The sequence below is a fragment of the Imperialibacter roseus genome (genome assembly GCF_032999765.1).
Lineage (GTDB): Bacteria > Bacteroidota > Bacteroidia > Cytophagales > Cyclobacteriaceae > Imperialibacter > Imperialibacter roseus.
Genome location: NZ_CP136051.1, coordinates 6032466 through 6058190 on the forward strand (window position 1 = coordinate 6032466; position 25725 = coordinate 6058190).

15 protein-coding genes are annotated in these 25725 nt (G+C 49.4%); 8 read left to right on the top strand and 7 right to left on the bottom strand.

Annotated features, from left to right (window positions below; translation table 11 throughout):
* Positions 1-20: 20 nt before the first annotated feature.
* Genes RT717_RS25320 through RT717_RS25330 form a run of 3 tightly spaced genes read right to left on the bottom strand, consistent with a single transcriptional unit; the run spans position 21 to position 5514 of the window.
* Positions 21-2078: a PQQ-binding-like beta-propeller repeat protein gene (locus RT717_RS25320; protein ID WP_317489124.1), complete on the bottom strand. Its 2058-nt coding sequence runs from the start codon at positions 2076-2078 to the stop codon at positions 21-23.
* Positions 2075-4078 carry a hypothetical protein gene (locus RT717_RS25325; protein ID WP_317489125.1) on the bottom strand — a complete coding sequence of 668 codons (2004 nt, stop codon included), beginning with the start codon at positions 4076-4078 and terminating at the stop codon, positions 2075-2077. Before RT717_RS25325 ends, RT717_RS25320 begins: the two co-directional genes overlap by 4 nt.
* Positions 4075-5514, bottom strand: a complete 1440-nt coding sequence (locus RT717_RS25330) for a PorP/SprF family type IX secretion system membrane protein (protein WP_317489126.1) — start codon at positions 5512-5514, stop codon at positions 4075-4077. Before RT717_RS25330 ends, RT717_RS25325 begins: the two co-directional genes overlap by 4 nt.
* Positions 5515-5757: 243 nt before the next feature.
* Between RT717_RS25330 and RT717_RS25335 the strand changes: the two genes are divergently transcribed.
* The 6 genes from RT717_RS25335 (at position 5758) to RT717_RS25360 (ending at position 20854) form a co-directional block, all read left to right on the top strand.
* Positions 5758-7716 carry a fibronectin type III domain-containing protein gene (locus RT717_RS25335; RefSeq protein ID WP_317489127.1) on the top strand — a complete coding sequence of 653 codons (1959 nt, stop codon included), beginning with the start codon at positions 5758-5760 and terminating at the stop codon, positions 7714-7716.
* Positions 7713-14516, top strand: coding sequence for a PKD domain-containing protein (locus tag RT717_RS25340; RefSeq protein ID WP_317489128.1), 6804 nt, complete (start codon positions 7713-7715; stop codon positions 14514-14516). The genes RT717_RS25335 and RT717_RS25340 overlap by 4 nt, the downstream gene beginning before the upstream one ends.
* 113 nt (positions 14517-14629) lie before the next feature.
* A complete protein-coding gene (locus RT717_RS25345) occupies positions 14630-19210 on the top strand; it encodes a PKD domain-containing protein (RefSeq protein ID WP_317489129.1) in 4581 nt (1526 codons plus the stop codon).
* A gap of 119 nt (positions 19211-19329) precedes the next feature.
* Positions 19330-19917, top strand: a complete 588-nt coding sequence (locus RT717_RS25350) for a hypothetical protein (protein ID WP_317489130.1) — start codon at positions 19330-19332, stop codon at positions 19915-19917.
* 140 nt (positions 19918-20057) lie between these two features.
* Positions 20058-20309: a T9SS type A sorting domain-containing protein gene (locus tag RT717_RS25355; protein ID WP_317489131.1), complete on the top strand. Its 252-nt coding sequence runs from the start codon at positions 20058-20060 to the stop codon at positions 20307-20309.
* Positions 20306-20854 (top strand): hypothetical protein, encoded by a 549-nt coding sequence (locus RT717_RS25360; protein WP_317489132.1) that lies wholly within the window; start codon positions 20306-20308, stop codon positions 20852-20854. The genes RT717_RS25355 and RT717_RS25360 overlap by 4 nt, the downstream gene beginning before the upstream one ends.
* Before the next feature lie 76 nt (positions 20855-20930).
* Here RT717_RS25360 and RT717_RS25365 read toward each other — a convergent pair whose 3' ends face one another.
* From RT717_RS25365 to RT717_RS25375, 3 genes are all read right to left on the bottom strand, one after another.
* Positions 20931-21077, bottom strand: a complete 147-nt coding sequence (locus tag RT717_RS25365; protein ID WP_317489133.1) for a hypothetical protein — start codon at positions 21075-21077, stop codon at positions 20931-20933.
* Positions 21074-21313 (bottom strand): SPOR domain-containing protein, encoded by a 240-nt coding sequence (locus tag RT717_RS25370; protein WP_317492384.1) that lies wholly within the window; start codon positions 21311-21313, stop codon positions 21074-21076. The genes RT717_RS25365 and RT717_RS25370 overlap by 4 nt, the downstream gene beginning before the upstream one ends.
* Before the next feature lie 156 nt (positions 21314-21469).
* Positions 21470-22186, bottom strand: a complete 717-nt coding sequence (locus tag RT717_RS25375; RefSeq protein WP_317489134.1) for a hypothetical protein — start codon at positions 22184-22186, stop codon at positions 21470-21472.
* Positions 22187-22923: 737 nt separating this feature from the next.
* Between RT717_RS25375 and RT717_RS25380 the strand changes: the two genes are divergently transcribed.
* Entirely contained in the window at positions 22924-23211 is a 288-nt protein-coding gene (locus RT717_RS25380) for a hypothetical protein (RefSeq protein ID WP_317489135.1), read from the top strand.
* 171 nt (positions 23212-23382) lie between these two features.
* Positions 23383-24387: a TolB-like translocation protein gene (locus RT717_RS25385; protein ID WP_317489136.1), complete on the top strand. Its 1005-nt coding sequence runs from the start codon at positions 23383-23385 to the stop codon at positions 24385-24387.
* Between the two features lie 321 nt (positions 24388-24708).
* On the opposite strand, the gene RT717_RS25390 is transcribed toward RT717_RS25385, so the two are convergent.
* Positions 24709-25614 (bottom strand): putative phage abortive infection protein, encoded by a 906-nt coding sequence (locus RT717_RS25390; RefSeq protein ID WP_317489137.1) that lies wholly within the window; start codon positions 25612-25614, stop codon positions 24709-24711.
* Between the last annotated feature and the right edge of the window lie 111 nt (positions 25615-25725).

The window sequence follows — 25725 nt, forward strand, 5'->3', positions numbered from 1 at the left end:
ATTCACTTCAACTATGTCTTTTACAGGTCATAACAGGCCACCCTGTCGTCAGCCGACTTCAAAAACACCTTTTTGCCAATGGGATCGATGGAGAAATCTGGGGTACGGTCGTTGGTCACAATTTGCCCTTCCTCTTCGCCCGTCAAAATATTGATCTTCACAAAGCCGATGCTATGATCCTTTTTCGTGAGTATTAGCTTGTAGGTATCAGTGCCTGCCTGCTCCCCAAACCTGGCCTGGGCCATAGCCCCCAGGCCTCCGGTCACGTCTCTGGTAAAAGTGGCCACCGTCATTTGCTTCTGGGCCTTTCTGGTAAAATCGTCGTTGCCCTGAAGGGCTCCCTGCATGCCATAGCCAATAGAAGAAGCCCCATAGGCAAAGCTGGTGAGGGCCGTGCCGGCACCCAGCACACCGAGTGCCAGCTTAGCACCAAAGCTTTGTTCCGGAGCGGGATAAAACTTGTGGTAGCCAACCCTACCGCTCTTGCTTATCAACATGGCATTTTGATTACCTGTGAGCAGGTAGCCGTTGGGCAATAGTTGCAGGCCCGTAGGCAATTCCCCCCTGAAGGCAAAGTTGGAGGTGATTTCCACCCAATCCTGTTGGTCGGGCATTACCCGCACCAGCTTGCCTTTGATATACATCACAAAGCTGCCGTCCTCGTCCTGCACCACACTGATGGGCACCTCTCCAGCCGATAAATATTTGTCACCATTCCACATAAAGGTGCCGTCGTCGAGGTTAAGAAAATTGGTTTCTTGTTCGCTGATGAAGAAGAGGGCGTTTCCGTACTGTTTGTAGTAAGTCAACCGCCCATTGATGACTGGTCGTTTTTTCCACATCGGCTCACCAGCGTCGTTCACAAAATTGATATAGGCCCTGCCCACACCATCCATCATGGCATAGCCCAGGCCTTTGTCGGTCACAAACACCCCGGCATTCTTTTCGCCGCCCGTGCCCATTTTTTCCTTTTTCCACAGGTGATCCCCCGTGGCGTAGTCAATTTTGCCGGAGCTAAACGTTTGAAAGAGCAAAAAATCATTTTCGCCCAAGGCGACCCCGCTGTATTTGGCCTTGGAATACTCCACCGGCTTTTTCCATACTTCCCCGCCGCTGCTGAGGTCGAGGGCATCCACGGCAAAATTACCGGCAGTGCCGCTGGCAAGGCCAATTTGCTTGCCGGTGTTTTCTTCAAAAAAAGTAGAAGAAGGGGAGCCGCTCACGGCAAACAGCACCTGTGCGTTGGGTTGCAAAAACAGGTCGATGTAGTTCTTTTTGGCGTCGGTCTGCCACAGGATGGCCCCGGTGCTGCCGTTCAGCTTATAGAGGTTTTTCCCCAGGGCGTATACAATATTGCCCTCCGTGTCGATAATGGGTTGGGGTTGCAGGTCTTTGCCTTTGGCCTTTTCGAATTTTGCGTCCCATTTTCTGTCGCCGGTCACATAGTCAAACATCGTGATGCCATCACCGACCTCGCTGCTGTAGGCAATCATTACCCCACCCGCCTCGGGGATCACCTTCCTGCTGATAATCGATCCCAGGGCCTCTTTGGCCGAGTCAAAAATCAGCTTGCCGTTCAGGCCATTGATGATCAGGGTTTGTGACTCGCCGCCCTTGTCGGTAATCAGCACCAGGGGTGTGCCTTCAATCACCTGGTAATTGGCCTCGGGCACGTTGGTGAGGGTGGTGATTTCCCACAGCTTGCTCCCATCTTCGGGGTTCACCCCATACAGCCCGTTGTCGCAGGAAGCGATGAGGATACCGTAGTCGTTGATCTGCATCCATTTCAGCTTGCCTGGGAGAGAAATTTCCCAGGAGGGGGTGAGCACCTGTGCCTCGGCAGCCAGCACCGCCAGGAGTCCGAGTGAAAGGAAGAGACACCGATATGCCGTCCCTACGGGACTTTTTGTTAGTGGATTTGCATTCTGTATTACCAATGTGTCGTCCCGCTGGGACTGACTGTCGCCTCTTACTATTTTATCATTCCTAAAAGACTTTCTGAATTGGCTAAAGGTGCTTTTTTCGTGTATGTCGTCCCTGCAGGACTGGTGGCTAATTGGCTGGTTGTAATGTGTCATATTCTAAAAGCATAGTTGAGTGTTCCCCGCCATTCCTGTGTGGCTTTGGCAGCTTCTTCGTAACTGTTTTTTAATAGGTAAAAGGTGTTCAACGACACCGTATGCCGCTTGCCGGCCGTCCAGTTGACCGACCAACGCACATTGTCGATGTGGCTGTTTCGTGATTTGTTCAGGTAGCTGTTCAGCAGGCTCAGCGACAGGCTGCTTCGCACTTTGTTGTCCATAAAAGACCGGTTCACGCCAAACACCGGCCCAAGGGTAAGGTTGCTGATGCCGGCGGCTTCCGACTGATTAATGGTGAATGACGTGTTGGTAGACCAGTACTCTCCGATCTTAAAGCTGTAACCGGCGTTGCCACTTTTGAAAAGCGATCCATTGCCCTGGTTGTCGGTGGCGTCCTGCAAATTACCACTGACGAAAAGGCTACCTGTATTGGTTTCCTTTCCCGTTTGGTAGTTCACCGAGGCCATGGCCGACCGGGTCACCTGAAAAAACTCCAGCGTGTCTGAGAGGATATCGGTTTGCAGCAGCAGCTGTTGGGTACTGGTACTGTAGTTCGACACGTTCAGGTTGATGTTGAGCTTTTCCGTAGCGGAAATGGACGCCGATGAGCTGAATACATATCGGTTCACCTGGGCGCTGTTCTGGTTGTCAAGGTTATTGTGTTGCAGGCCCGAGCTGGTGGAGAGGGTCACTCTGTTGTTGAACAGAGGCAGCGACAGCCCGGCTGTAATGTCTTCTAGGTCGTTGTTAAGAAACGACGAGCCGTGGGTGGTGTAGCCAGGATCCACCCTCCTGTAGCTTAAGTTGGCCTGAAAGCCATCGCCCTGATAAGTAAGGCGTGATTTCAAGGCGTTGGTAAAAGCGGAAGACCCATTCGGTTTGTAAAGCCCTCCGAGGTTATTGATGAAGGAATAGTCGTTGGTGAACAGCTCGGGGATCCGCCGGTCACGGGTAAAAAGGCTGTAGGCATACTCTCCTTCCAATGAAAAGCGGTCGAAAAATTTGAAGCCACCTTCCAGCCCCACCACCAGGTTCTCTTCAGGAGTCACCACAAAAGAGCTGTCCACCACATCGATGGAGTTAGGGTCGTCGTACGCCCGAAAGAACATCACCGCAGCTCGTTGCTTTTCCAACTCAAACCCCACCTTGGTGCCAAAGCCAATGCGCCGGTAGGTGGGCTCGGCATATACCTGCCCAAACTGTGAGAACTTGGCCACGGGTTTGGCAAAACGCCCATACATAGCGCTGACCCTTACCGGATTGTTCTCAGGCTTGTACTCCACGCCTGCACCAAAGAACAGGTTGCCAGCCAGCGTGTAATCAGAAAAGTTGATGGTACGGTGACCCAGATGGACTGTGAGACCTTTGTACGTAGGACTGATACCAAACCTATTAAAGGGCTGCGGCTGCGCAAAGCTCTTGTTTTGCTGGCTGAGCGTGGCCGAAAGCGGCACGTTGATGATGCCCAGGAACGTCAGGTTGAGGTTGGCGTTCAGCTGCCAGAAGTAGGGATCCCGGCGGCTGGGCATGCCCTCGGCATGATAAAATGTTTGCGTTGCCGAGAGGCTTCCATTATACGCAAAGAGTTTTTGATCGCCCAATGTTTCCAGATCCTGCGCAAAAAGAGTCGGCGGAAACGCCAACGTTAAAAGCAGCACAGTCGCCACTCGCCAGCCGAGATAGCGTATGTTTTGCCCAACCCCATTGTCCACGATCGGATTTTGGGGTGTGTCCTTCGTGTTTTTGGGTGTGTCTCCACACCCTATATCACGACTCGTGTCTCCACACCTTACGTCCTTGGGTGTGTCTTCACACCCTAAGTGCTGATTCGTGACTCCAAATGCATCAACAATGCTTACGTTCTGGCGTGTGTCCTCACGCACCAGCAGCATGCCTTTCCGTCTCCTGGGTGTGAAGACACACCCAGCAACGACATACACGGGAATGCCCGGCCAAACGCCTTTATCAGGGGCGATATGTTGTCGCCGCCCACTCACCGCTGCTCCCATTTATAAATCCACGGCACGCCTATAATGAAAGGTTTAGCCTTGCTCTCCATCAGTTCGTTGATGAGCCCATTCGCATTTTCCAGCTCGTTCATCTCCTGAGAGTACACAAAATACCAGGTGCCCGAGGCGCTTTGGGTCACTTTGGTATCGAGCCCGGCCTCCCGTTTCAAAATCCGCTGAAAGAGCTTGGCGTCGTCCAGATTGCGCAGGGCCCCCACCACCAGATAGTAAGGCCCTTCCTCAACAGAAGTTGTATCATCGGGGTTGGCCTGGAGCCGCACAATGGCCTTCGACAGGTCGTCCTGGTAGCCGTTCACAATTTCCCTGAGCAGGCGGAGCTCCTCGTTCTGCGCTGCCAGCTGGCTTTGTGTTTCGTTCAGCTGCCCGCTCACCAGCTCATTTTCCTGCTTCAGGGCATCAATTTTTTCATACTGAATGGCCGTCTGTTTCTCCAGCGACTTGATGCTGCCGCCCTTTTCTCTGGCTATGGGCGAGTCGCTTGATTTGCGCAGCCTCAGCCCCAGCACAAATTCGTGGGTGGAGCTCCCCAAAATACTCAGGTCGGTGGTGGGAAACTCGTAGGTATAGCCAAACACAAACTGCTCAGCCAGCTGCGTGCCAATGGAGAACCCTGCGCCAATCTTTGGCCGGTAGTTCATATTGAGCCACACCAGCTGCTTGTAATTCACCATTAGGTTCAGGTCAGCCTGGGAGGGCAGCCCCTGCACCGTGCGCAGGAGCACCATCGGCTTAATGTCGACATGGGGGCTGGCCGCAAACGTGTAGTCGAGCGTGGTGTAGTAGTGCCGGACAAACGTATAGTCGAGCGACTGAAACAGCGCCTCGTTGTTGTATTTAATGGTGTTTTGAAACAGCTGCTCGCTGGCAAAGCCCACATGGAGTTTCTTCAGGGTGTAGTGCAGCCCCGCATTTCCCTCAAACACCGTCCGCTGATCCACGGCACTCAGCAGGGTAGGGTCGCTGATGTCGTCGGCCTGTATGCGGTCGAAGAATATCCGGTTTTGAATGGCCAGAAAGGACAGGCCAAAGCGCAGTTCCTGGTTGGGGGTAAAATCGATTTTGTAGGAGCCCGTTAATGCGCCAGACGTCCGCCCGATGATATTGGTGACGTCGTTGAAAAAGGCAAGGCCAAGCCCTATGTTTTCATTGTTCAGTTTTGTGTCGAGGGTAAATACCTGGGTTTCCGGTGCGCCGTTCACGCCCACCCACTGTTTGCGGTACAAAAAGAAGGCACTGGGCACTCCCGAATAGCCCGCCAAAGCGGGGTTGTAAAGGTATTGATTAAGAAAATACTGGCTGTAAAGGGGCGTTTGTTGCGCAAAAAGCAATGAACAACAAGGGTATGTGAATAAAAATAGACAGTATATTTTAACATACAATCTATTATAATTGGCCAACAGCATAGGAACGGTTAGGTAGTAATACTTCAGATAAATAAATAAGAAATTTTCATATTAAGCAATTTATATGGGAATATATCACCATGTAGAAAATGTATTTTAGTGACTTTAAATTAGTTTTAGACCATAATGAATATTGCCTACCCAATGATTTTGATATCTTGAGAATAATATATTTATTAGAAACTACTTATCATAATTCTAATAATGTGCAGGCAAAAAACTATTGCTGTAATTTTTTTCGCTATGATTTTCTTCAACTCTAATGGACAAGATTCATTCGTTTTTGCAAGAAATCATCCTGCAAATTCAGCCAGAAACTTAAGTATCGAAGTAAAATGGTACCAGACGCTTTCGCTTTTTGGGAAGGAATTCAATGTGTACAGGAGGGAAGCCGATTTAGCGGAATGGCAGCCTGTATCGCCAAACCCTGTAAGTAGGCTCAAAACCCTGCCAAGTTCCTTAATTGAGGAGGATGAAGAATTGGACTTTTTTATTGATGCACTCAATCAAGCTTCACCTGAAGAGCTCGAGGATGATTTTTTAAAACTGAACATTTTACTAAAGAGCTTTGAGAGCAATGAGTTTGCCAGGTTCCTGGGCATCTATTTTAAAGACAACGAAGTGCTTCCAGGAAAATCCTACCAGTACAAAATCACCATTTTGAATGGGTCTCAAGAAACGGTTTTGGGACAGTCCAGCTTTATTGAAGCAGGAAGTTATCAACAAACGGGGGGAGTTCAGGACTTGGAAGCCTATCAGGAAGGTAGGGTAATCAATTTCAATTGGACCCAAAATTCTAATCTGTATTATGCATATAATCTTTATGAAACAGATTCAACCGGATCGACAAACAGGCTAAACAATCAACCGCTGATGCTCAGTATGCAACCCGACAGCTCGGGCGTATTGGTTTTTCCGAAACCAATGTTTAAAAGACGTGGAAGCATAGAGGGAGCTAGTTATTCCTACTATATAGAAGGTATTGACTATTTCGGAGAAATGAGTCAGCCATCCAGCGTGGTAAACATTAGAATAGATGACGTGACTCCGCCACCTCCACCTTTAAACCTATCGGGAAGGGCGGATTCCCTGAGAGTGCTACTTAAATGGGAGCAGGAAGACACAGGAGACCTTAAAGGCTATACCATTTATCGAAGTCAAAAAAGCGAGGGCAAATTTGAGCCGGTCACCGCCAGCTTGCTTCCCGCTGGAAATAATACTTATAATGAGATCCTTCAGGTTCCCGGGCCATATTACTATCGAATTGAAGCTGAGGATCACACTGGCAATAAGTCGCTGTCTGAAATGGCTTTTGTTGAAGCTCAGGACGTGTTCCCCCCATCCCAACCACTAGACTTGACTATCAAGTCGGACACCGGCCGGTTCTATTTAACCTGGCTAGAAAATGAGGAACCCGATCTTAAGGGATATCTTCTATACAGAACTGTTGACGAAAACGATCCTGATCATTATGTGTTGCTAAATGCTGAGCCGCTTGATACCAATTATTATGAGCAGCGTCTTCCGAAAAATGTGAAAAATGAATTTTTCTACTTCCTTGTGGCCATCGACACCTCCTTCAATAGGAGCCAGCCGTCGGCAATTGCAACAGCGGTTTTACCAGATGTTGTGGCTCCTGAACGGCCTGTGATCAACCAAGTCGGTTACTCTGATGAAGGAATAATTGTTAACTGGACTCGCAATGTCGAAGAGGATTTGGCCGGTTATCATTTGTACAGGTTTGACTCCCTTCATCCCGAGGGTACACAAGTTAACCAAGCGTTGATAGCTAAAAGCTCTTTCAGGTTTATCGATCGAACAGCTGACGGAAATACAGAATATCAATACCGGCTGGCAGCTATAGATTCATTAGCCAACATTTCTCCTCTATCTGAGGCAGCCTATGCATTTCGGCGTGAGGAGTTGCTACTAGAAGCCCAATTAACAGTAAAACTCAAAAGCCAGAAAAGGAAAAAGACCAATTGGTTAGAGTGGTCTGAAATTGATCCAAAGCTCATCAGGGGCTACGTGGTATTTCGGGGCGAAAGTGAGCGATCAATAAAACCGATTACAGGGCTGCTTGCTTCTACCAGCTTTGTTGACAAGGATCTGAAAAAGGAGGCTTATGTATACCAGGTGAGAGCTTATTCCATCCCAGGCAAGGTGATTATTTCCAGGACAGTTGAATGGGAGGTGCGATGAGAATCTTCCGCTACATATCACCATCGATTAAATGGCTCCGCCTGGGGCTACTGTTGATAGCCCTCCTGTTTTATAACAGCAGTCGAGGCCAGGTTTCTGTTAGCAACCGAAATATTCCAATAGATATACATACAGACGCAATATTTTTCATTCCGGGCAGCTATACCGACAACTCGACAGATGGTGATGGCAAGATTATATTGGCAGGGACACTGATCGTAAATGGAGATATTAGCAACAATGGGGCAACAACTTTGATAGCTAAGCCCGCCAATCCGGGAACTCAGTATCTAACCGGAACAGGAGATCAGACACTTGCAGTCGGCACTGCTGATACAACCTACCTTGCAAATTTTATCCTCTCGAAGCCCAGCGGGTCATTTATCCTGCCGTTTAAGAAAAATGTTCTTTTCGGGCAAAAGTTAACATTCAGTTCAGGCAAAATAAGTCTGGTAAACAGTCAGGTCTATCTTAAGTATGGTGGGGCACTTGTAAGCGAATCTCTTGCTTCGAGGTTTACTGGTATCGGCTTCGTTAGTGCTAAGGTTCCCGCAGTAACAACTGATACTGAAAATCTTAATATCGCCGGAATGGGGCTTATAGTAGACATTGGCTCAGACGGAATGGGAGCATCCGTTGTAACAAGGTATCATATACCGGCAGGTATAAAAAGATTTGATGTGGCAAATGATGCCACCATTCTTAAATATTTTGAAATAACGTTTGGAGAAGAAGCAGGCATTTTTGACAACATGACATTCAACTTTTTCAGTGGTACTGAAGAGATGAACTCACTAGGAAGCTCGGCATTGGCCGTTTATACCTCGAGCGACAACGGATCATCTTGGCTTATGCTTGATGCGGTCGTACCATCCGGCTCAAGCAGCATTACGAATAGCGACGTTAAATTTGAACCAAATTCGACAAACCTTATCGTTGTTGCAGAAACTTGTGACAACGACCATAAACCCAAAGCTGTACCAACCTCAAACAATGAATCCGCCCTAATTCAGGAGGGCAATACCACAATTAAGGTCTGCTATGGCGGTGAGTTAGATTTAAGTTCAACCGCAGACTACCATCACTGGATCGTCAACGGAGTGGTAATACCATCCTCTTCCGTAGACACTTACATTTTTGATCTGACCGACCCGTTAACTGATGGTGCAAAAATCACCCTCTTTGAACGAAACAACAGAGGCTGCGAAAAAGCTATTGAATATACGATAAACGTGTTGTCATTGCCCATAGCGGACTTCTCTCACTCACCGGAAAACGATCAATCGTGTTATGGTGCCGACATGCGATTTCTTAATGAGTCTCTACCCGTCGAATCGGGTACCGATTTCGACCTTGTTGCATGGTATTGGGACTTCAAGGATAACGACATTACCAGCACGCTTGAGGAACCAACCCATGTTTTTTCTGACACAGGAAAGTTTGCGGTAACCTTGGTAACGGAAAATAGATTTGGTTGCAGCAGCACTGGTTTTTTGAAAACGGTAAGAGTGAATGCATTGCCTATTCCTGACTTTGATTTTGTGGATCTTTCGGGCACTGCAACCGGGCAAGCATGCCAATTGGAAAAAATAGGGTTTACAAATAAAAGCTACTACCAAAACTTCGACGGTACTGAAATCTTAAGCCCAGCTATGGACATGTTTTATCAGTGGGATTTTGGCAATGGTTATAAAATTGTTACCCCTTTTGATACTACATATACATACAATAGCTACGGTGAAATGGCAGTAAGGCTGATTGCAACAGTCCCAGGTTTTGGATGTACGGACAGTCTTACAAGAGTCATCAAGGTGGATCCAAGGCCAGTGCCAGCTTTCCGCTTTATCGTTGGAGGAGGTGAGATAAATGGAGTAGCCCAGGGGGTCTGTGAGGGGGTTGATATTCTTTTGACCAACGATAGCGAAATTGGGGACGACACACCACTTACCTATCGTTGGGATTTTGGCGATGAGTCTGACCTTAGCGAAGAGCCGGAACCAATTCACGAGTACCTGTATTCACCTGATAATTATCGGGTATCGCTGGAAGCTACTTCGGTGCCGTACGGTTGTGTTTTCTCAGACACAATACCGTTGACCATCCACCCTGCCCCCACCGGCGATTTTCACATGGAATTCGACGAGCTGGCCATCAATGATATTTGCTCCGATGTGGATGTTGACTTTATCAACAATTCTGACATTGCTGACGGCTCGTCTCTTTCCTACGCTTGGAACTTCAATGATGGCTCTAGCACCTTCAACGACGCAACACTTTCGCATGCCTTCTCCGACCCAAGAGTTCACACCATCTCGCTTACCCGGACTACCGAAAAGCTCTGTTCCAACACCGTTGAGCGGTATCTTACCGTTCATGCTTTTCCTGTAGTCGATTTTGTTTTCAATGATGTGTGCGATGGCCTGCCTGTAGCTTTTTATGATGCCTCCAGCGTGCAAACGGACGCCATTTCCTCCTACCACTGGGAATTTAGTGATGGCGGCACATCAGACCAACAGAACCCCCAGCATGAATACGCCACTTTCGGAAGCTACGCCGTGAAGTTGACCGCCGCAAATACTTCGGCCCCTAATATCGCCGCTAAGAATGCCTACAGTTGTGTGGCCTCTGCTGAAAAAACCGTAGAAGTCTTTCAAAGGCCGTCGTTCAACATTGGCCCCCTGGGCCTCAGTTGCTCCGGCTCCTTCACCATTGATCCATCGACCGATCCTGCTAATTATATACCACCGGGCACTTCTTTTACCTGGTACAATGCGCTGGGCCAGCAACTGTCCACAGGCACCACCCTCGATGTGTATGAATCCGGCGTTTATAAGGCCGTGTTGACCACAGACAACCCGCAAAATTGTGAATCCTCTTTCTCCATCCCAGTATATATCGTTGAGCAAGGAGACCTTGGTGCCAACCGAACTGTGTGTGAAAGTACAGTACTGGATGCCACTCCAGCGAATCGCCCTTTTACTGGAGCAATAACTTATCAATGGGCGAAAGATGGCTCTCCTTTGTCAGAAAACAGCGCCAGCCTGCTGGTGACAGAATCTGGTAACTATTCTGTGACAGTTACCTATTCACCCAACAGCGGTACCATGACACCCTTTTGTTCCTATTCAGACGATGTGATTATCACCATCGATGATGTCCCGGCGCTCGACCTTGGAGACGATGTGCTTGCTTGCCAGGGAGAAACCACCACACTTGTGTCTAATATTAGCGGCGATTCCTATGTGTGGGTAAATATCGCCTCGGGCGACGAATTGGGCTATAATCCTACCCTTGAAGTAGCTGAAGCGGGGCAATACCAGTTGAGGGTGGAAGCTGGCACCTGTTCTGTTTCCGATGTTGTTTCCATTAGCCTGCTGGCAGCCCCTGAGGCAGGTTTTTTAGCAAGCGCCCTTCGGGTTTGCGAAGGGGAAGAAGTTTCCTTTACTGACATCTCATTTTCAATGACCGCAGGCGATCCCATTGTTGCACGCCAATGGTCCTTCGATAATGGCGAAACGGCCGACACCGCCGATCCTTCCATCACCTACCTTACTGCCGGGACTTACTCCGTGGAGCTTGAAATACAAACCCAAAATGGGTGTACCAACACTTCTTCCAGAGATATCGTTGTGGACGCCCCTCCGGCAGTGTCTTTCGACGCAGAAAATGCCTGCCAGGGAACTTCAGTCGGCTTTACCAACACCTCAACAACCACCGCTTCTCCTGTTACCTATCTCTGGACTTTTGGCGATGGCACCACCTCCACACAAGAAAGCCCTCTCCACACCTTCGACGAAGCCGGTTTATTTGATGTAACCCTCAAGATCACTTCGGGAAAGTGTACGGAAGAATATTCAGAGCAAATAGAGATCTACCCAGCACCAGAACTAGATTTTGCCTCTACTTCTGTTACCTGCGGCACCCAGCTTATTCTTGACGCTGGCAGTCCTGGCGCTATCTACAGGTGGTACGATGTTGCCTCCGGAAGCACACTTGGAGCCAACCAAACCTATATGGTAACGGCTAACATGGCCATAGGCGTTGAAGTGACAACCCCGAATGGCTGCCTGCTAACCGACGAAACAACCGTGACCCTCAACAGCCCTGTTCAAATTGATTTGGGTCCAGACAGGGAAGTTTGCGGCCCCGTCACCCTGGACGCAGGGGCTTTCCCCAATGGCACCTACGCCTGGTCGACTGGTGAAACCACAAGAAAAATTAGTGTAACTACTTCGGGCTTATACAGTGTTTCTTTTGTGGATCAAAATGGCTGTACCGACTCGGATGAGGTATTTATCACTGTCTCTCCCTTGCCATCTGTCGATCTGGGGGAAAATATCACAGCTTGCTCAGGCAGTACTGTGACCCTCAATGCAAAAAACCCGGGGGCTCAGTTCCTCTGGTCGACTGGCGAAAGAAGCCAAAGCATTGCTGTTGCCGAAACCGGCACTTACACCGTCCGGGTAAGTGTCGGCAACTGTTGGGTAGAAGATGCCATCGTAGTGTCCTTCCTTGCGTCGCCCGAGCTGGACATCGCTTATACCGGCCAGTGTGAAGGTGATGCTATCAGCTTTGAACCGATAGTATCCAATGACACTGGCACCTTGAGCTACCTCTGGTCGTTTGGCGACGGCACCCAATCGGCGAACAGTCAACCAGACAAGATTTTCAGTGTAGCCAATACCTACAACGTGACCGTGGTGGCTACCAATGCCGATGGGTGTAAAGCGGAGGTCAGCAAGTTAGTGGCTGTGCAACCTTCTCCCAAGCCCAACTTTGTGTTTAAAAACGTTTGTGAGGATGAAGAGCTTGTATTCACAAATACCACTTCTTATGCCGGGGATCCAGATCAGGTTTCCTATACCTGGGACTTTGGTGATGGAAACACCTCTGAAGCTTTTCAGCCCACCCATAGCTACCAGGCAAAGGGTCGCTATTTTGTAACCTTAGCTGCATCTACGGATGCAGCTTGCGAGAGAACCCAAACAAAAGAAATAGTGGTTAACGAGGGGCCTTCGCTCAACCTACCTGAGTCCATAGAAACCTGCGAATCCACTTTTCTGCTGGATGCAGGAAACCCTGGAAACACCTATAAATGGCAAAACAACTCCTCCAACCGGACATACTTAGCAACACAAAGCGGTACCTATACGGTTCGGGTCACCAATACGAATGGCTGCGCCGTGTCGGGAGCTGTTGAAGTGACTCTTCTCGAATCGGAGCTGCCAAACCTGGGAGAAGACCGGGAAGCCTGCGGAGACGAAGTGCTTGATCCGATGATCAGTGCCGCCAGCTATTTGTGGTCGACGGGGCAAACGACTCCCACAATAACCGCCAACGAGACGGGCACCTACTGGGTGGAAACCATCAGCAATGACCTATGTATCCACAGAGACACCGTTAACCTGATCGTTTATCCCAGGCCTGTGATCTCGTTAGGCGACGACATAGTGTTGTGTAAAGGAGAGCCTCTCACACTTGACGCTACTTCAGACATAGCCAGCACTTACAAATGGAGTAATGGCTCCACCGGCCCACTGCTTGCTGTCACCTCCTCGGGCACTTACGGCGTCACACTCACCAGCCCTAAAGGATGCACGTTCTATGAAGAAATTAAAGTCACAGTTAACGAACTTCCCGCCCTGGCATTTGCTGAGGAATATGAAGCGTGCGAAAGCCTGCTGCTGGGAGTGACCAATATCAGAAGTGAGTTTTTGTGGTCAACAGGCAGCACCGAAAAGAACATAAAGATTACGGAAAGTGATACCTACTGGCTCAAAATTTCGGACCGCAATGGTTGTGTGAATGCGGATACCGCTCAGGTGGTGATCCGGCCCAAGCCCACCGTTGATCTGGGGCCTGATGTCGTGCTTTGCTATGGCGAAACAGTTGAGCTGGATGCAGGTGCGCAGGCTGGATACCTCTGGAATGATTTGTCAACCAATCGATTGAAGTCAGCAGGAGCAACTGGTTCCTATACTGTCACTGTAACCAATGAGTTCGGCTGTGAAAACAGTGACAAAATCAACGTAACCGTCAAACCAACACTGGGCCTCAACCTGGCAGCCGAGGCTTTGATTTGCTCCCCGGAAGAATTCTTCCTGGATGCCGGCGTGGCCGATGTGGCTTATGCCTGGACATCGAATACTGGCTATACGTCAACAGACAAAATCATTTACCCAACGGAGCCCGGCACTTATTACCTGCAAGTGACCGCAACAGACGGCTGCGTTGAAACAGACGTGGTGGAGGTGAAGGAAACGACGCAGAAAATAAAGGCCAGCTTCCTTATCCCCAGTGAAGTGGCTGTGGAGGAGGAGGTGCATTTTGTGCAGCTGACCGAACCCGAGCCGATTTCTTTCAAATGGACGTTTGGCGATGGGTTTTCGTCGGTGAGGGCCAACCCTTCCTATATCTATTACCGGCCCGCAGACTACACGGTGAGCCTGACGGTGTCGAACGGTGTGTGCTCCGACACGGAGGAGAAGCTACTGAGGGTGCTGGAGTTCAGGCCGTCGGAGCCAGCCACCGACAAGGTGAGGCTGCTGGAGCTGTACCGCAGCAACCTCTACCCCAACCCCGCTGAAGATGTGGTGAAAATTGACCTGGAGCTGAGCGACGAAGCGCCGGTGCTGGTGCAGATATTCAACCTGAGTGGGCTCAAAGTGGCAGAGTACGAATTTGTGGGGATAGAGGAGGTGGTGGAGTTCAACATGAGCGGCATGACGCCTGGCTCCTACATCATGGCCATTCAATCAGGGAGAATTTCGAAAACGATCAGGTTTGTAAAGACATTTTAACCATCAAGAAATGAACTAAATACAGTTTCGGCAGCCTCCCTTTACTACCCCCTCTCCCGATGGGAGAGGGCTAGGGGAGAGGGGCAAAATTGCCAACCCCAACCTACGACCTTATGCTCATCGACCTAACTTATAAAAAAGCGCTACTTGCTATCATTTTCCTCGCATATTGGCCCGCAGCCCTGGCAGTGCCCACGGCCACTTTCACCGCCGACCCAGTCTGCAAAGGGCAGCAAACCGTTTTCCTGAACGGCTCCACCACGCTGTCGGGCAGCATCACCTTCTATTCGTGGGACTTTGGCGACGGGCAAAGCTCCACGGTGCCCAGCCCTCGCCATGTGTATGCGTCGGCAGGTGATTTTGTGGTGAGGCTGCTTGTGATCGATAGCAACGGCGACCAGGACGATTACTCCACAACCGTGACGGTTAACCCCACTGCCACGGTTAATTTTTCGGCTACAGCGGCCGACCGATGCGTGTCCACCACACAGTCGTTCACCGACCTCACCTCTATAGGGGGTGGCTCTACCATTACCAACTTTAAGTGGGACTTCGGCGATGGCACCATCGTCAACTCAGCTACGTCCATCAACCCCACGCATGACTATGCTGCAGCAGGCACCTACACGGTTACCCTCACTGCCACCACCAACAATGCCTGCGAAAGCAGCCTGAGCAAGCCAATCACGATTCACCCCGACCCGGTGGCCGACTTGACTTTTCCTGGCGATGTATGCCTCGGCGAAAGCATCGTTTTCACCAACAACTCATCGATTGCGTCGGGCAATGTCACCTACACGTGGGACTTTGACGACGGCTCACCCGCCTCCGGGCAGGTCAGCCCTACACATACTTTTGCCACGGCCGGGCTCTTTGACGTAAGCCTGCTGGTGACCTCCAACGATGGCGGTTGCACTGATTTGACTGTCCAACAGGTAGAAGTATTTGCGCAACCCGTAGCGGATTTCATCCTCAGCGATCACTGCTTTGAAGAAACTACCACTTTTACCAATACCAGTACCGATGCTGTGAGCTACCTCTGGTCGTTTGGCGACGGCAGCCAGTCGACCGATGCGAATCCGACTTATGACTACGCCAGCCCTGGCACGTACGAGGTAACGTTGGAAGCCACCTCGCCGAACAATTGTGTGGATGCCATCACCCAACTCATCAATGTGCGGCCTAATCCAGTTGCCAATTTTACCGTCAAAGATACCTGTCTGGGCACCGCCACCGCTTTCACCAACCTTTCCACCATCACCAGTGGGCCAGTCACCTACTCCTGGGATTTTGGTGACGGAAGCCCACTTTCGACCGACACCAACCCAACTTACACCTACACAACAGCCGGTGTTTACACGGTGGAGCTGACAGTTACTTCCAGCTTTACCTGCTCAGCAGTGTATAGCACCACGGTAGAAATATTTGCTACTTCGGTGGGCGGCACACTGGCAGGCAGCACTACCCGCTGTGAAGACGATGACGCCGTTTACACGTTGACCCTGTCGGGTGAAACAGGTGAGGTTGTCAGGTGGGAAAGGTCGCTCACCGGCGTGGACCAATGGATCACTATCGACAATACCACTACATCGCTCGACTATAGCGACCTGGCGCAAACCACGTACTTCCGGACGCTTGTCAAAAATGGGGTTTGCGAGGGGGCCTACTCCTCTGTGGCTACCATCCAAATAGACGAGCTGAGCGTGGGGGGCACGCTTGACGGAAGCACCACTGTTTGTAGTGGAACCAACTCCACCACCCTGGAGCTATCAGGCCACACAGGTGGAGTGGTGGAATGGCAGTCGTCCGCCAGCTCAACCGGCCCTTGGACACCCATTGCCTCCACTGCCACCTCAATGCCTTTCGACAATTTGACAGCTACTACTTACTACCGGGTAATCGTACAAAACGGCGTTTGTAGCAGCAGCCCTTCCAGCGTGGCTGAGATAGAAGTGTCGCCGGAAACTGTGGCAGGCCTGGTCAACGGATCTGCTGTTGTTTGCTATGGCACCAACTCAGGCCAACTCACACTCTCAGGAAACACTGGAGGCGTGGTTCGCTGGGAGTCGTCGCCTACCGGCGAGGAACCCTGGGCACCCATTGTGAATACCTCTGCCACCCTCGATTACGAAAATCTGCTGGCCACGGCTTTCTACCGGGCCATCGTCAAGAGCGGCGTTTGCAACGAGGAGATCACCAACAAAGTGAAAGTACAGGTGGATCCGGCGACGGTGGAAGGCGAGCTAAGCGGCCCCTCGCTGGTGTGTGGAGAGGCGAATGAGGGTACAATCCTGTTGAAAGGACAAACCGGAGCTGTGCTGAGGTGGCAGGAGTCGCCGGATGGTACAGCCTGGACGAACATTAGCAATACCACTACCAGCCAAAGCTTCACGGACTTGACAGCTACCACATTTTACCGGGCTGAGGTACAAAGCGGTACATGTTCCGCCATTTTCACGGAACCCTTTGAAGTGGAAGTGAGTGCATTGCCCAACGTAGCTTTCAGCGTGCAGGAGGTCTGCGATGGGCTGGCCTCACAGTTTGTCAATACGTCAACAGTGCCCAGCGGAACAGTGGCGTCTCAAGTTTGGGATTTTGGCGATGCTTCCTCGTCTGTATCAACGTCGCCCAAGCACACCTATGATAACTATGGCACCTACCCGGTGAAGCTGATCGTGACGAGCAAGGCAGGCTGCGTCGACTCCCTGAGCCTGGCCGCAGTGGTCAACGCTGTTCCTGAGGTGAAGTTTTCGCAGGAAGATGTTTGCCTGGGAGAGCCTATGGACTTCTCCAACTTGTCGACCCTTGCCCTTGGCTCAGTTGATGAAATTGCCTGGAACTTTGGAGATGGCGCCACTTCCAGCGAGCAGGATCCGAGCTATACTTTTGAAGAGCCAGGCGCTTTTCAGGCAAGCCTGACCATCACCAGCGATAAAAGTTGCGAAGCCAGCTTCAGCAAGCAAGTGGTGGTGTTTCCTCAGCCTGTTGCTTCCTTTGAAGTAGGCAATGTTTGCTTTGGTGAGACTGCAACTTTTAAAAATAATAGCTCAATATCGTCAGGAACGCTCACTTATGTATGGGATTTCGGCGACGGAACTGAATCAACTTCCATCAACCCTTCGCACAAATATGAACAGCCCGGGCACTACGCCATCAGCCTGACCGCCACCAGTAGCTTTAGCTGCATATCAGAATTCTCTGTTGAAATAGATGTATATGAGCAGCCGGTGGCGAGTTTCTCAACGGAAGACATCTGCCTTGATGCCGCAGCAGTATTCACCAACACCTCCACCGGTTCAGATGTCAGCTATCGCTGGGAGTTTGGCGACGGTATTGTTTCGGAGGAAGTGAACCCCTCTCACAACTATGTCAGTGCTGGAATCTATACAGTGACGCTGTCCGTTACGGCCGAAAGTGGCTGCTCAGACCAGTTTTCTTCGAAAATAACTGTTTCGCCTCTTCCCCTTATCAGCTTTGTGATGGAGGACGTCTGTATCGACAAAGCAGTGGTGTTTTCCAATCTCAGCAGCATCATTTCCGGCGACGTAGCCTATACCTGGTCTTTTGGCGATGGTGAAACCTCGAATGAAGTGAATCCGGTTCATTCCTACCAGGAAGCGGGCGTATTTACGGTAAGGCTCGAAGGCGCTTCTGATATTGGGTGTACAACGGTGCTCGAAAAAACGGTGGAGGTATTCCCTTTACCAAAACCAGATTTCGTTGCTGAGCCTGTGTGCGATGGTTCGCCCACGGCTTTTGACAATAAAACCACGCTGTCCGCTGGCACTGTAGCCAGCTACCTCTGGAATTTCGGTGATCAAACCAACTCCATTGTCGTGAGCCCGAGCAAGCAGTACCTCAACCCTGGTAGCTACCAGGCCTCTTTGCTGGCAGAGTCGGAGGCAGGCTGCAAGGCCATTGTGGTAAAAGAGGTGGTGGTGCATGACTTCCCCGTGGCCAATTTTACGGTTGCCAATGTGTGCGACGGCTTTGAGATCGAGCCTGTCAACCGCTCAGAAATAGGCAGTGGTGAACTCACCTTCGAATGGGATTTTGGTGATGGGCACACGTCAGCGTCGGCCAATCCCACCCATTTGTACGAGGAAGCGGGGGCCTACACCATTACCCTGGCGGCCAACTCAGGTAACAACTGCAAAGACGTTTTTCAGCGGCAGGTCACCATTTATGCCCTCCCGGAACCTGACGCCGGGGCTGATACAACTGTAAGCAAAGGCTACTCAGCGCTGCTGCAGGGCAGTGGAGGAATGAGCTACGTATGGAGTCCTATCGATGGCCTGGCCAATTCCAACGTGAGCACTACCTGGGCGACACCGCTACAAACCACCGACTACGAGCTGCTGGTCACCGACCAGTTTGGCTGCCAGAACAGGGATACCGTGACGGTGACCGTGAACGACGATTACCGCATAGTGGCCAGCAATGTATTCACCCCCGACGGCAATGGCCAGAACGACACCTGGGTCATCCGAAATGTGGAAACCTTCGGCGACGTGATTGTTCGGGTTTTTGACCGCTTTGGCACCATGGTCTTCCAGGAAACGGCCTACCAAAACGACTGGCAAGGTACGAGAGGCAATGACATACTGCCCGACGGCACTTACTACTACGTGATCACTTTCTCATCTTCGGAACGGAAGTACAATGGGGCGCTGACAATTATGAGGAATAGGTAGGGGGATGGTGGTTCGTAGGATACGAATCAGGGCAGGCGTGTGAGGAAAAAAGACTGACAGTTGATACTAAGGGAAGGAGTGGGCTTTCGAGGTTTTTAGGTTAGATTGATATCATTCTTATGAAACAGCTCATTTTTTGCTTTTTGCTTTCCATAACAAGCGCTACTTGTAGGGCCCAGGGAATTACCCTGGCTCCATCTTTTGGGCTTGCGTATCTTCAAAATAAAATCCCACCGCTAAGTAATTCGCAGGTTAGTCCCAGGCAAATTCAATATGCTACAATGTATTCATTGGCCTTGTCGTTCGAAATTTCCAATAGGTTTCAAACTGGGCTAGATTTCGCTTATGCATCCGCGGCGCTAAATAGAATATATTCGGTCGGCACGGGGAGTACACCTATAAATGTTATTCATTTCCCCATGATAGAAGTATTCGGTAAGTACTTTACCGGACGAATTGGTAGTTTTCTGCCATACGTGCGAGGTGGACTGGGTTTCGCATTTAGTTACCCTGAAAAAATGGGAACATCTCAAATTGAAACATCTGGTAAGTCTTTAACCAGCCTATCAATCGGGACGGAAGGCAATCCAAGAGGACAACTTTCATACTTTCTCGAGGCTGGTTACTGGAATAGAGGTGTTTTGGTGAAAGGGGGGCTGATAATCAATGCTTCAAAACTAAAAAACCTAAGTGATCCCGGTTCGTAAGGCATGAACCAGGGCGTTGGAGCGCTGACAATCATAAGTAAAGTAATAGGTAGGCATGAGATGCTAGTTCGTGAGACACGAACCAGGGCTTCAGTGCCTATCCAGTTTGCGGCCAAACAAATTATGGAAGTCAGTTTGTTATGGTCACAAGCGGAGGATCTCAATATCGTGTTATTGAAGACGGTAATTTGCTGAAAGAAATATTTGTTGATAATAACTTGATTGAAACAAGCGTTGAGATTTACAGCTTACTCAATGGCCAGCAGATTATGTCTTTCACCTGCTTAACGCCAAATGACAATGTAGATTTATCCTCTATTCCCAAGGGCGTGTTTTTGGTACGATTTCAGTCTGAGAAAAATGAAGGAACCCTAAAGCTTCTAAAACAATGAAAAATCTAACGGTAATGCTTATTAGCTCTTTGTTGCTTGCAACGTCATGTGGCAACAAAGATGAAGGAGAGCCAGTTGAATGGATATTGTTCTTTGCTTTCACTGGAGAAGCTGGCAATGACTTTTTTGATGAAAACTCCCATTATCATCCGGATAGTGTTAAAGTCATTTTTAACGGTCAGAGTATGGCCTTTGACGATTATAAAACTCTTAATGGACTTCACGTCTTTGGCTTAGGGCCCTGGGGAGCAGAGCCTAATTCGCCCGCTAACAACTATTTTGACTTTGGAAATGGTGATGTAGACACGTTGCACTATCAATGGGAACCAGGCACTGTGAAGCTGCGCAGCGATAATTTCCACGAAATGGAAGTTGTTCGCCTTTTCTACAACGATTCGTTGGTGCTGACATGGGAACCAAAAGCTAATCCGGACATTGTTTCTGAAATCATACGCCGAAATACTCGCTCAATGGTTTCACCGAGTCCAGATAATCCTGTCGTTATCTCTTTTGTTAAAAGGGAGAATCCGGACGAAATCAATTAGTCATTATTACCAATTCGCCCCGAGACAATTGTCCGGGGCGAATCCTTTTTTCAACCGCCTCTATTAGCGACCTGTACTAAAAATCTATCGCCCTGGTGCGTGTCCCCTGGTGCGTGTCTTCACGCACCAGCAGGCCCTGTCGTTTCCCTGGTGGGTTCGCCCACCTGAAAACACCCCGCACGCCATCCTGATCAGCGCCGATATGGTATGGCCGCCTCCTCACCGCTGCTCCCATTTGTAAATCCACGGCACGCCAATGATATAGGGCCTGGCCTTGCTGTCCATCAGCTCTTCGATCAGCCCATTCGCATTTTCCAAATGCTTCACCCCCTGCAAATACACAAAATACCATGTGCCGGTGGCGCTTTGGGTCACCCGGGTATCGAGCCCATCCTCCCGCTTCAAAATCCGCTGAAAGAGCTTGGCATCGTCGAGGTTGCGCAGGCCCCCGGAGTCCAGCGCCCTGGGCGAATTTTCTCGGCACCTACTATTGTGATATCACTTTCTCGCCTTCGGAACGGAAGTACAATGGGGCGCTGACGATTATGAGGAACAGGTAGGGTGGAGCTGGTTCGTGGGATACAAACCAGGGTGCTAGAAACTACGTAGTGAAAACTACTGTTGTGATCCCAGTGCAATGCTGAGAAAGATCATAACACTTTGATTCGTTACATTCGGATTTATGAATCGTGAACTGTTTGGCAACAGAACTGCCCCAGGGTAGATATCAGTTAGGCCGTAGAATACTTCCAGTCCTGCCGAAAAGAGTGGATTGATTTTTCTGGATGATCCAACAAGGAGCCCCAATTCTTTCAGGGAACGCAGAACGTCCATGAAATCAGACTTCCTCGATAGCCAGGTGCGGCCACTTACGCCGGCATAGATATTTGTTTCTGGGCCAAGGTTCACGCTCAAAACAACCGGTAAGCTGACGTAGTAGGCATTTGCATCGCTGGTTGATTTGTCGAGTCCGTAGATTGCTTCAGGTTCTGTCGTGAACGGTCCACCGGCGTCGGTTTTAAAGTATGGACTTCTTTTAAATTTTGCCCCGAAAGAAAGGCCTGTGACAATGGAGAATTTTGCTCCAATAGGTTTGCCGGCACGGATTCCAACCAGAGTCTCAGCCGTGCGATACTTGGGCGATGACGGAAGCTCATAGATATTGAATTGTGATACACCACCGCCTAGTATAGCGTGGTACCTGAGTTTTCTGCTGAAACTATCAGAACCCTGGGCCCAGCCAAGACCAATCCCAAAAAAATTTACCAGTAGAATTAAACAAAAGACATGCAAATTCCGCATGCCTTTTGTTACCATGGATTGTTTCTTCATATTCACTGACAATCTAAAATTGCCCAATTGCTTGTTCCTACTCCTCTAGACGTTCCTTCCTGATGAGCCTCGTCGGTATAAATATTCAACGTAGAATATCCATTCCAAAGTATGGGACTGTTTAGCGCCCCGTTCCAGCTTTCATAACCCTCAACGTCGTTAGTGCCTCCATAGTGGTTTTATACCCCCGTTTGGCTTTTCAAAAACGTTAAAATGAATAGACACTAGCAGTCGGCTCGCATTACATACTAATCACTTTCTCGAAGTTGGAAAGGAACGCAAGGTAGCGCTGACGATAATGAGGAATAGGTAGGGAGGGGAGATGCTGGTTCTTGGGATATGAATTAGGGCCGGGGTGTGAGGAAAAAAGACTGACAGTTGATACTAAGGGAAGGAATGGGCATTCGAGGTTTTTAGGTTAGATTGATATCATTCTTATGAAACAGCTAATAGTTTGCTTATTGCTTACGATGACAAGCTTTACTTGTGGGGCCCAGGGAATTACCCTGGCTCCATCTTTTGGGCTTGCTTATCTTCAAAATAAAATCCCACCGCTAAGTAATTCGCAGTCTAGTCCCAGGCAAATTCAATATGCTACATTGTACTCATTGGCCTTGTCGACCAAAATTTCCAATAGGTTTCAAACTGGGCTAGCGTTCGCTTATGCATCCGCAGCGCTAAATAGAATATATTCGGTCGGCACGGGGAGTACACCTATAAATGTTATTCATTTCCCCATGATGGAAGTATTCGGTAAATACTTTACCGGACGAATTGGTAGTTTTCTTCCATACGTGCGAGGTGGACTGGGTTACGCATTTAATTACCCTGAAAAAATGGGGACATCTCAAATTGAAACATCTGGTAAGTCTTTAACCAGCCTATCAATCGGGACGGAAGGCAATCCAAGAGGACAACTTTCATACTTTCTTGAGGCTGGTTACTGGAATAGAGGTGTTTTGGTGAAAGGGGGGCTGATAATCAATACTTCAAAACTAAAAAACCTGAGTGATCCCGGTTCGTAAGGCATGAACCAGGGCGTTGGAGCGCTGACAATCATAGTAATAGGTAGGCATGAGATGCTAGTTCGTGAGACACGAACCAGGGCTTCAGGGCAATGGATAGGTGGGGTGTCTTTGACGCAACGAGAAACATTTTAAAGAACTCAGCTATGCGGAATAAACCTCTTATTGATAGTGGGTGGCATTGGGCTATTGGCCTGCTGCCACGAAAAAGACAAGTATCCGCAGGGGACCTTCCCTGCCACTGTCACCAATTTCAGTGAGGTTAACTCCGAATATGATGATTACAATTCGGACATACCGCTGATAAGCGTTGGACTGAGGCTTCATTTCTCCTCCAATAGGAATAGTGCCGGTGAAAACTTTGATGTGGTTGGAGATGCTCTGGGTATTCTTTGGACGACCGACAATGGCACTTTGAGCATTCATGCCACGTCGCTGGACGACGATGACGACTTTACTCCAGAGTTGCTCTCTTCCATTAACACCCCCTGCAACGAAATGGGGCCTTACTCCTTTCAGTACAATGCTGGCGGCAAATACAGGTATGTGCTGATGTATGCCAGCGACTGCGACAGCAACTTCGACATTAGCTATGCCCATTACGAAAAGCCTTTCGGGACTGATGGGTCGCCGGTCTTGTATCCTCCAAAGAAAATTGATTTTCTTAATTCCTCAGCCGACGATATGTATCCAACATTTTATGGAGAGAATTTCATTTATCATGGTGAGGTGGGGCCTGAGAACATCGAGAAATTGTTGTTCTGCTCAAACAGGGATGGGCAGTTCGACATCTATGAAATAGGCTTTGGAGGGGACACCGATTTGGTGGATTTACTGGGTTCAGACATTGGGAAGCAGCCGGAAAAGCTGGCTATCAGCTCGGAGAGCAACGACAAATGTCCGTTTGTAAGTGGTAAATTGCTAGTGTTTACGTCCGACCGCCCGGGTGGATTTGGCGGGTATGACCTTTATTATTGCTTAAGAACTGACAATGGCTGGTCGGAACCTACCAACTTTGGAGCAGAGGTAAACTCAGCGTACGACGACTATCGGCCGGTTGTTCTCAATTATCCAGGTTTTTTCAACAATAGCCTGCTGCTTTTCTCTTCCAACCGGCCTGGTGGCAAAGGTGGGTTCGACTTGTACTATGTCGGCACAGACGTGGCGGTTTATTAGGGGGGCTTATTAGGTATCGTAATTAGTGAGACGGAAGTCTGTGGCATAAAAGCAGCCAGGCAGCGAATAGGGTAAGATAAATTCAATCTATGAAAAAGATAATAATTTGCGCATTGCTTACGATCACAAGCCTGAGATTTTACGCTTGCAACGCCTCCGTCTGCAACGCCTCCGTCTGAAGCACCAGCACATATAGGCATCAAAGGTGATGAGGGCTTCTACCGAAAAAGCCAGTCAGCTGACTGGCAAAAGAGCGACTTCTTCGCCTGGGTGATGAAGGCAGAGTGTACGGCTTTAGACAAGAAATAGCCTCTGTTCATTCTATTCGGTTTTGAAAAACAGCTTCTTCCTTTTCTTTGGTTCTTCGTCCTTCCCGGAGTCGTCCATCCTCTTCTCCGGCGTTGCCTGATAGGCCGTTTCCTTGAGCTCCTCCAAATGGAGCTTATCAATGGCATGCACTGCCCGGATATTGAGGCGCTGGAACAGGCCGTAATTTTCTACCACCGTTTTGAATCTTTCGTTCTTGTCGTACAGCAGCAGGTAGTAAAATTGCATGAGCACTTCCTGCTCGGTGAGGTGGGGTTTGATGATGTTGACGTAGAAAACAGGGTCGCTGCTTTTTTCATCTACCAGAAATAGCAACGCCTTGTAGCTTTCCATATAGTGCGAGAGCGTGTTTCGGTAGCTATCATATACCAGGCGGAAGCTGGTTTCGAACGACTGAGAGTCGAGGTTTTGTGAGCTGCCCGTTGTTTTTCTTTTTCGTTTGGTGGCAGTCAGGGCCTTCTTGAAGTCGACATACATTTTGTCGAAGCCGTTGGCACCGTCCTGGGTTTCGATGCGCTTTGCCGCATTGAGGTGAAACTCGAGGAGCTGGAAGAACGTGTTTTCAAATTGCTGTGTTTGCAGCGTTTTCGACTGCTTGTCCATGATCTTGCGTGACTCCAGCAGCTCTTCCCTCTGGAGTTCAAGCTCCCGGCGCTGATAAATCAAGGCCAGGTAGAAAAAGATGACGCCTGCCAGGGACCACATGGTGCCCACGGAGCCTCCAATAAATTCACCCAGCATGCTGAGGGTGGTGATATCGCCTTCCACTGCCAGGTTGAGGTTCTTTACATTGTTGAACACATAGTAAATGATGCCAAAACCCGCCAAAACGGCCAGGGCAGCACTGGCACCCAGAAAAGTGACGAAAAACGAACGCTTGGTGGGGTTAGGTTTACTCATATAGCCGGATAGGTTTCAGTTGTCTAAGATAAGGAATAGCAGTGATGGAATGAGTGAATTTTTGGAATGATATGCCGCTGGAACTGAAATACCTGGACTCCCGATTCGGAT

Coding starts and splice junctions, on each gene's coding strand:
- RT717_RS25375 (WP_317489134.1), bottom strand. CDS start 22,186: ATGAAGAAACAATCCATGGTAACAAAAGGCATGCGGAATTTGCATGTC.
- RT717_RS25380 (WP_317489135.1), top strand. CDS start 22,924: ATGATGGAAGTATTCGGTAAATACTTTACCGGACGAATTGGTAGTTTT.
- RT717_RS25355 (WP_317489131.1), top strand. CDS start 20,058: ATGGTCACAAGCGGAGGATCTCAATATCGTGTTATTGAAGACGGTAAT.
- RT717_RS25390 (WP_317489137.1), bottom strand. CDS start 25,614: ATGAGTAAACCTAACCCCACCAAGCGTTCGTTTTTCGTCACTTTTCTG.
- RT717_RS25340 (WP_317489128.1), top strand. CDS start 7,713: ATGAGAATCTTCCGCTACATATCACCATCGATTAAATGGCTCCGCCTG.
- RT717_RS25360 (WP_317489132.1), top strand. CDS start 20,306: ATGAAAAATCTAACGGTAATGCTTATTAGCTCTTTGTTGCTTGCAACG.
- RT717_RS25335 (WP_317489127.1), top strand. CDS start 5,758: ATGATTTTCTTCAACTCTAATGGACAAGATTCATTCGTTTTTGCAAGA.
- RT717_RS25320 (WP_317489124.1), bottom strand. CDS start 2,078: ATGACACATTACAACCAGCCAATTAGCCACCAGTCCTGCAGGGACGAC.
- RT717_RS25345 (WP_317489129.1), top strand. CDS start 14,630: ATGCTCATCGACCTAACTTATAAAAAAGCGCTACTTGCTATCATTTTC.
- RT717_RS25330 (WP_317489126.1), bottom strand. CDS start 5,514: ATGCTGTTGGCCAATTATAATAGATTGTATGTTAAAATATACTGTCTA.
- RT717_RS25350 (WP_317489130.1), top strand. CDS start 19,330: ATGAAACAGCTCATTTTTTGCTTTTTGCTTTCCATAACAAGCGCTACT.